This window comes from Paenibacillus germinis, from assembly GCF_013141785.1.
GTDB classification, from domain to species: Bacteria; Bacillota; Bacilli; order Paenibacillales; family NBRC-103111; genus Paenibacillus_E; species Paenibacillus_E phytorum.
On sequence record NZ_WHOC01000168.1, the window covers coordinates 82,151 to 89,877 of the forward strand.

At 48.1% G+C, this 7,727-nt stretch carries 7 protein-coding genes; 3 read left to right on the top strand and 4 right to left on the bottom strand.

Going from position 1 to position 7,727, the window contains the following annotated elements:
• Positions 1-26: 26 nt before the first annotated feature.
• Positions 27-1,016: an acrylyl-CoA reductase family protein gene (locus tag GC102_RS33040; RefSeq protein WP_171693247.1), complete on the bottom strand. Its 990-nt coding sequence runs from the start codon at positions 1,014-1,016 to the stop codon at positions 27-29.
• Between the two features lie 149 nt (positions 1,017-1,165).
• Between GC102_RS33040 and GC102_RS33045 the strand changes: the two genes are divergently transcribed.
• On the top strand, positions 1,166-1,702 hold the full coding sequence (locus GC102_RS33045; RefSeq protein ID WP_171693248.1) for a DUF6597 domain-containing transcriptional factor: 537 nt from the start codon (positions 1,166-1,168) through the stop codon (positions 1,700-1,702).
• A 344-nt stretch (positions 1,703-2,046) separates the two neighbouring features.
• The gene (locus tag GC102_RS33050; protein ID WP_171693249.1) at positions 2,047-2,481 is read left to right on the top strand and encodes a VOC family protein; all 435 of its coding nucleotides are present in this window, start codon (positions 2,047-2,049) and stop codon (positions 2,479-2,481) included.
• Positions 2,482-2,546: 65 nt separating this feature from the next.
• On the opposite strand, the gene GC102_RS33055 is transcribed toward GC102_RS33050, so the two are convergent.
• The 3 genes from GC102_RS33055 to GC102_RS33065 all read right to left on the bottom strand — a co-directional run bounded on the left by GC102_RS33055 (position 2,547) and on the right by GC102_RS33065 (position 6,367).
• The gene (locus GC102_RS33055) at positions 2,547-4,124 is read right to left on the bottom strand and encodes a UDP-glucose--hexose-1-phosphate uridylyltransferase (RefSeq protein ID WP_171693250.1); all 1,578 of its coding nucleotides are present in this window, start codon (positions 4,122-4,124) and stop codon (positions 2,547-2,549) included.
• A 74-nt stretch (positions 4,125-4,198) separates the two neighbouring features.
• The gene (gene galE, locus GC102_RS33060) at positions 4,199-5,185 is read right to left on the bottom strand and encodes a UDP-glucose 4-epimerase GalE (protein WP_171693251.1); all 987 of its coding nucleotides are present in this window, start codon (positions 5,183-5,185) and stop codon (positions 4,199-4,201) included.
• Complete coding sequence (locus tag GC102_RS33065) at positions 5,186-6,367, bottom strand: galactokinase (RefSeq protein ID WP_171693252.1); 1,182 nt, start codon at positions 6,365-6,367, stop codon at positions 5,186-5,188.
• Positions 6,368-6,601: 234 nt separating this feature from the next.
• Here GC102_RS33065 and GC102_RS33070 point away from each other — a divergent pair, with 234 nt between their 5' ends.
• On the top strand, positions 6,602-7,459 hold the full coding sequence (locus tag GC102_RS33070; RefSeq protein ID WP_171693253.1) for an AraC family transcriptional regulator: 858 nt from the start codon (positions 6,602-6,604) through the stop codon (positions 7,457-7,459).
• The last annotated feature ends 268 nt before the right edge of the window (positions 7,460-7,727 follow it).

Genomic DNA, 7,727 nt, shown 5'->3' on the forward strand with positions numbered 1-7,727 from the left:
AAATGAAAGAAGTACCTGCCTCCCCTTTACAATCGGACAAGCACCCTTCCTCTGACCTTCCCTTCCAGAACCTGCTTAGCAGCCTTCGTAACCCCATCCAGCGTAACCTCTTGATAGACAGTCTGTTCCAGGCCTTTCGGCTTCAGTTCCTTCGCGATACGCTCCCACAAGGGCTTTCTAACCTCCACCCTGCAGGCAGCCGAATCAATACCCAACAAATTCACACCTCGCAGGATAAAAGGAAACACCGACGCGGCGAACTCACCACCACCTGTCAAACCACTCAGAGCAACGGAACCGCCATACTTGATATGGCTCAACACATGGGCAAGAGAGTCACCCCCCACAGGGTCGACAGAGCCAGCCCAATGTTCCTTATTCAGCGGCTTGCTAACAGAGGGAGCAAGCTCCTCCCGTGTTAATACCCGCTTAGCCCCTAAATCCAGCAGGTACTGATGATCCGCCGACTTCCCTGTGCTAGCTTCTACTTCATAACCAAGTGCTGCAAGCATGGACACGCTGCTGCTGCCCACTCCGCCGGTTGCACCGCGAACAAGCACGGGTCCCTGCTCTTTGTTTAGCCCATTCTCCTCCATGCGCTGTATGGAGAGCGCAGCGGTAAATCCCGCCGTACCCAGTATCATCGCCTCGCGATGAGTTAATCCCTGCGGGAGAGGCACTACCCAGTCAGCCGGGACACGTGCAAAGGCGCTGAATCCGCCGTAATGCCCTGTACCCAGCTCGTAGCTGGTAACAAGTACCTCATCCCCTTCGCGAAACCGACGATCTGTCGAAGCTACGACAGTTCCGGCCAAATCAATCCCCGGTACCATCGGGTAGGCACGCACAACGCGTCCATTCGGGCTGCAAGCTAACGCATCTTTATAATTAATGCCGGAGTATAACACTCGGATCACCACTTCGCCAACAGGTAAATCATCAAGCTTCAGTTCCTTTACTTCCGCAGCAAAAGATTCCTTTGTTCGATCCACCACCAACGCTTCAAAGCTATCCATTCTACTCCTCCTTCAACGATCATCCTGCTAATGTTCAACTACTCTCTCAGTTTACTAAATTCACCCAGCAGTTTCCATTAGTACTCCCCAAGAAAGGATGGAGCGACTCCACGGATATAACGTCCATAGGCTCCTGTCGTGTATATGCCATGCTGTTACGCACTTATATTCCACAAGCTCCATTGTCAGATTTTGTGGATTTTTTCTGGTTTTTCCAAGGATATAGTCCACCTCATTCGAAGGAGCTCGCGCTACCTGATGGTTCGATTGAACTCGTGATCAACCTGCGTGAAGATAAGATTAAATTGTTTGACCGAGAATATAAGGACCCGTTGCGGACATATGGCCGCTCTGTTATTTGCGGGCCGCATTCCGAATATTTCATCATTGATACTTCCACAGAGACCACAGTTTTGGGCGTACATTTCAAACCAGGCGGTATTTATCCATTTTTTAAAATGCCAGTGAATGAATTACATAATATACATGTTTCCTTGGATGCACTGTGGGGATCAAGAGCCCATGATCTGCGTGAGATGCTGCTTCTATCGAAAACGGTGGAGGATAAGTTTCAAATACTTGAAGAAAGTCTTATAAAGCTGGCCTCCCGACCTCTGATACGACATCCGGCAGTAAACTTCGCACTTATCGAATTTATGAGTTTGCCGCATAATAGACCACGCTAAGAGCGTCAATTGGTTGGATGTCGCTATCGCTTGCGGTTATTATGATCAGATGCATTTTATAAAAGATTTTCAGGCTTTCTCCAGTCTCAATCCTACTGATTATTTCTCGAGGCCAGGCAGGCATCACAATCATGTTGCGGTAGATAATTAAAGCCTCATACAAATATTGACTATGTTACTACCACACGATCGATTATTTAATATCAGGTCATTTTTTACTATACGCTCTTTTGGAGGTTGGTTACTATTTATATGAGGCGGGAACAGTCAGCTTGAATTGGATTGCATATAGCGATACTGCATACGGCTCATCTTATTTAGGAAAATGAGGAAGGTGGATTTAAATGGATAAGGCGACCTCGTTTCTATGGATCAAGAACGCTGCGGAGGCAATTGAGTTCTATAAGAAGGCTTTCGATGCGGTAGAGATATACCGATTGACGGAACCGGGAGGCAAAGTGGCTCATGCTGAAATTACAATTGGTGGAGCCAAAATATCACTGGCCGGTGAATATCCGGAATACGGTATTCTTGGGCCTGAGACTATGGGAAATACAACGGTTGGTATCCAACTTCAAGTGGACGATGCGGACAAGCTGTTCCAGCAGGCAATTGTGGCTGGAGCGACAATTGTTAATCCGATGACGGATCAATTCTACGGTGACCGAGCAGGAAGTGTGAAGGATCCATTCGGACATTATTGGATGATCTATACCACAATTGAAGTCGTGAATCCGGAGGAAATGCAGAAGCGATTTCTCGCCTTGTTTGTGAGTTAACCTGTTCTACGAAACAAAAAACCAACTCCCAAGGCCAAAAGCCTGAAGGAGTTGGTTCATTTTTCCTATTGCTGCGCAAAGCCCGCAGCTGCCAAAAACCGTCCAAAAGCCGCTTGCCCGGCTTCATCTCGCTTGAACACGCCTGCGTCCAGCAGCACGTCCATGAACTTGCTGCCGACTTCAGCCTGCAGCACCGCATTGGCTGCGTCCTGCGCAAGCGCAGCGCCGTGCTTCGCGAGCATCGCTTCGATCCATTCCGCATGCTTATGCAGCGGATGGCCAGTCTCTTCGCGGATCTCGCGGCCGAACGCGGCTTCGCCGGTGAGGATCTTGGCGATATCCGCCAGCTCCTCTTGCAGGCGGCCTGGCAGCACCGCCAGCCCCATAACCTCAATCAAGCCGATGTTCTCCTTCTTGATGTGGTGCAAGTGCTGGTGCGGATGGAAAATCCCATCCGGATGCTCTCTACTTGTGCGGTTGTTGCGCAGCACCAGGTCAAGCTCGTACTCGCCCCGTGCATTGTTGCGGGCGATCGGGGTGATCGTGTTATGCGGGACTCGCTGTCCGTCCTTCTCGCTGAAGGCGAGGACGTCCGCTTCCGCATCACTGTAGGCGCGCCAGTCTTCGAGCAGCTTGCTCGCAAGCATATAAAGCTGTTGCTTGTTGTGCCCGCTCAGGCGTAGTACTGACATCGGCCATTTGACGATGGCGGCCTTCACGCCGGCAAACTCAGCATGTGAGAATGCCTTCTCACTCGGTGCTTTTTCCATCGGAAATTTATGGCGTCCGCCTTGGAAATGGTCGTGGTTCAGAATAGAACCACCTACGATCGGCAGATCCGCGTTCGATCCGATGAAATAATGTGGGAACTGATCGATGAAGTCCAGCAAACGGTAGAACGTGTGCGCTGTCGTTTTCATCGGGATGTGTTTCTCATGGAAAATGATACTGTGCTCGTTGTAATACACATACGGCGAATATTGGAAGTACCATTTCTCGCCATCTAATTCCAAAGGAATGACACGTAGATTTTGCCTCGCCGGATGATTCACACGGCCTGCGTACCCTAAGTTGTCTGCGCATAGCAGACATAAAGGATAGCTGCTTTGCGGCAGCGTTTTGAGTAGAGCAATTTCCTTCGGATCTTTCTCCGGTTTGGAAAGGTTGATCGTGATTTCCAGATCGCCATACGTTGTTTCGGCCAACCAGTAAGCATTTTTCTGAATGCGATCCATCCGAATATAGTTGGAATCGATGGATTGCTTGTAGAAGTAATCCGTTGCTGCCTCAACGTTCGTTGTTTTGGCTGTGTTCCAGAATTGATGTACAACCTCGGATGGACGAGGCATCAACATCCCCATAATCCGTGCGTCCAGCAAATCACGGTACGTTGTCGTATTCTCTTCCAAGAGACCTGCCTCGAACGCTGCATCGAGCAATTCTTCTAGCAGTGCAACCGGACTTTTCAATTTCTCTGTCGGCACTTCGCCTTGAAATGGTTCAGCAAGACCGAATAAATCGAGTAAAGCATTTCGTGAAGTATAGACGTCAAGATGTTCAATCAGCCCATTCTGCACAGCGAACTGAAGGAGTCTTTCTATGATCAACGCTGCGTGCTGCGGCGCTTTAATTGTCCGTTCCATGTGCCACGTTCCTTTCTACAAAACAAGCCTCTGTTCAGCTCCGTTCTGCACTTTCTTCCCTGCTCTGCTCTACTCTATTCTTCGTACCCATTCGGATGATTTTGGTGCCAGTTCCACGCGCTCTCGATAATGGATTCCAAGGAATCGCGTGTTGGTTTCCAACCAAGCTCAGCTCTTGCGCGCTCCGAGGAGGCAATTAGCGTTGCTGGATCACCAGCTCTACGCGGTTCGATGACGGCAGGAATTGCATGACCGGTTACTTTACGGGCGATTTCGATGACTTCTTTGACCGAGAAACCTGTGCCATTGCCTAGGTTGTAAATATTGCTTTCGGCTCCGCCACGAAGCTTCTCAACCGCAAGAACATGAGCACTTGCCAAATCGCTAACATGAATGTAGTCGCGTACACACGAACCATCATCTGTTGCATAGTCTTCTCCGAAGATGGAAATATGCGGTCTTTGACCAAGAGCCACTTGAAGGATGATTGGAATCAGATGCGTCTCTGGGCTATGGTCCTCCCCGATTTTGCCACCGGCATGAGCCCCAGCTGCGTTAAAATAGCGAAGCGATACATATTTAATACCATGCGCGATGTCGAACCACTTCATCATTTTTTCCATAGCCAGCTTCGTCTCGCCATACGTATTTGTCGGCAAAGTACGGTCGCTTTCTAGGATTGGAATATTTTCAGGCTCACCATACGTGGCAGCCGTAGAGGAGAAGACGATTTTCTTCACGCCGTATTGCGTCATTTTCTCAAGCAAGCAAAGCGTTCCGTACACGTTATTGTGATAGTATTTCGCAGGATTGGTCATGCTTTCGCCAACTAACGAATTCGCTGCAAAATGGATGATAGCATCAATACTGTTCTCTGTGAAAACCGTATCCAGAAATTCGCTGTCGCGCAAATCACCTACGTACAGCTTGCCCCCAAGCACAGCGTTTCTGTGCCCTTGCTGCAAATTATCAACGATAACGACTTCTTCACCTTTGGCAATCAGCTCCGCTACCGCATGAGATCCGATATAGCCTGCTCCGCCCGTTACTAGAATGGCCATTTATAACGCCTCCCCGACTTGCTCGACACCATTGCCGATATCACAAACGTAGAAGCTTGGTGTCAGGCCTGTTTTTTCCGTATATTCTTTACCCACTTGATCGATAAACGTTTGTACACTGTCCTCATGAACTAAAGAAACCGTGCATCCGCCGAAACCTGCGCCTGTCATACGTGCCCCAAGCACACCCGGAACCTTCAGTGCTGCTGCAACCATCGTATCCAGCTCAACCCCTGTTACTTCATAAAGATCACGAAGCGAGTCATGGGACCCGATCATCAGCTTACCGAAAGATTCAAGGTCGTTCGCTTCCAGCACCTCAATGGATTTCAGAACACGGTCAATTTCTTCAATAACATGCTGCGCTCTGCGTCGAACGGTTTCGTCTGGAATTAGATGTTTGAATTCATTAAATTGCGCAAGGTTCAGTTGACCAAGCAAAGTGATAGAAGGAAACTGCTTTTGCAAATAGGTCACAGCCTGCTCGCATTGGCTTCTTCTCTCATTGTAAGCGGAGTCTACCAGACCTCTGCGTTTGTTCGTATTTCCGATAACCAGCTTGTAGCTGCCGCTTTGAAAAGGCACATGGCGATATTCAAGCGTGTCGCACATGAGCAGGATCGCATGATCTTTTTTGCCATTAGCTACAGCGAATTGGTCCATGATGCCACAGTTGACGCCAACGAATTCGTTCTCTGTTTTTTGAGCAAGCAGTGCGATTTTTACGGTATCGATTGGATATTTTTCAAGTGTTAATAAGCTAAAAGCTGTAACGACTTCAATGGAAGCCGAGGACGAAAGTCCGGCACCATTCGGGATTTCACCGTGGAACAAAAGATCGTAACCTTGCGTGACAGGGAAACCTGCTTTCGCCAAGTGAACGAAGATCCCTTTCGGATAATTGATCCAGTCGTCTTCTTCTTGATAGGACAAGTCATCTATGGAAATTTGTTTGCGAAGTGCCAGGTTTGTAGATGCAAATCCAATTACACGATCTTGTCTTGGACGAATGATCAAAGTTGTTCCGAACGTTAACGCTGCCGGGAAAACATAACCGCCATTGTAATCCGTGTGCTCTCCGATCAAATTGACCCGACCTGGAGCATGAAAAGCTGCAATTGCCGTTGTAGAATTCCCGTAAATTTCAATAAACGTGTTTTTTAGAGCTTGCAAGTCTGCCATTCTGGCACCGCCTTTAGTGGTTTTAGAAGTGATTTCGCTCGTCATCTGAGGATGATGGAGTCGTTTATGTTTGGTATCTTTGTAACTTCAGTATACGAGAAGAACGTGTAATTGGCTATGGAGGCATGTTATTTACACATGGAAAAATGTGATCTCAAGCTCACTACTTTTTTATTGGATTTATGATAAAGTGATGGTATATGAAGATGCTTCGATCGGAGATGATGAGTAGGCATGCCAAAGTCAGAGAGCTATTACGTTGTTTCGAATCCACTGCCTTCCCAGGAGAGTGAATTAACCGTGCTGTTTGCGGGTGAGAGTCAGACGAAGCCTGAGCATCGGTTGGGTCCCAAAGTATACGACTACTTTCTGATCCACTATGTGATATCGGGTAAAGGGGTATTCTCTTCACAAGGCGAAGAGTACGAACTTAGCGCCGGTGACAGCTTCGTCATCGAGCCTGAACAGCTCATAAGCTACGTCTCCGATGAAACAGATCCATGGCATTATTGCTGGATCGCTTTTACAGGTACGCAGGCCGCGGCGTTAGTCTCCTTGGCAGGAGTGAATCCCCTGCAGCCCATTATCCATACGAAACGAAACCGCCACATCCCGGTCCTATTTCGCCATATCCAGCAAGCGTTAAGATCCAAAAAAGCGAACGCACAGCTGAAATCCATCGGATACCTACACTTGTTACTCGGTGAATACTGTGAAACATTATCAGCTTCCACACTAGCCGGCGTGGTCACGGAAGTCGAGAGTGACCGCATCGTGCAGCAAGCGATTCACTACCTGTCCACCCAATACGCCGAGCCTATCACCATTGAGCTGATGGCCGAGAGTTTGGGCTACAACCGCGCTTATTTATCGCGCATGTTCAAGCGCCATACCAAGGCAACCCCCGTCACGTTTCTTCTGAAACTGCGTGTGGATAAAGCTCGTCTGCTGCTTCGAGAACGTCTGGAGCTCACCATCGAACAGATTGCATCCTCCGTCGGTTTCTACGATCCACTGTACTTCTCTAAGCAATTCCGACGTTGGTACGGTGTCTCGCCAAGTGAATATCGGAATCAAATCAAATCGCTTTGATTTTAATCTACCATAAGGTATCGATGGATCAAAGTTCGTGTAGATAACTTCATCATACAGAAGGGGTTGTCCTAAAAGTCATATTTGGAATATTCAGCTCCCATTTCGTGAATTTCAAAGCCTGAAAGCTACTTCTATTGGATTAATCCAATAGAAGTAGCGATTTGACAGCCTATAAGTCAATTCCATTGGATTATCTCCAATAAAAGTACGAATTTCGAGGCATGGGTGTCGATTCCATTGGTAATTTCCAATAGAAGTATAATTT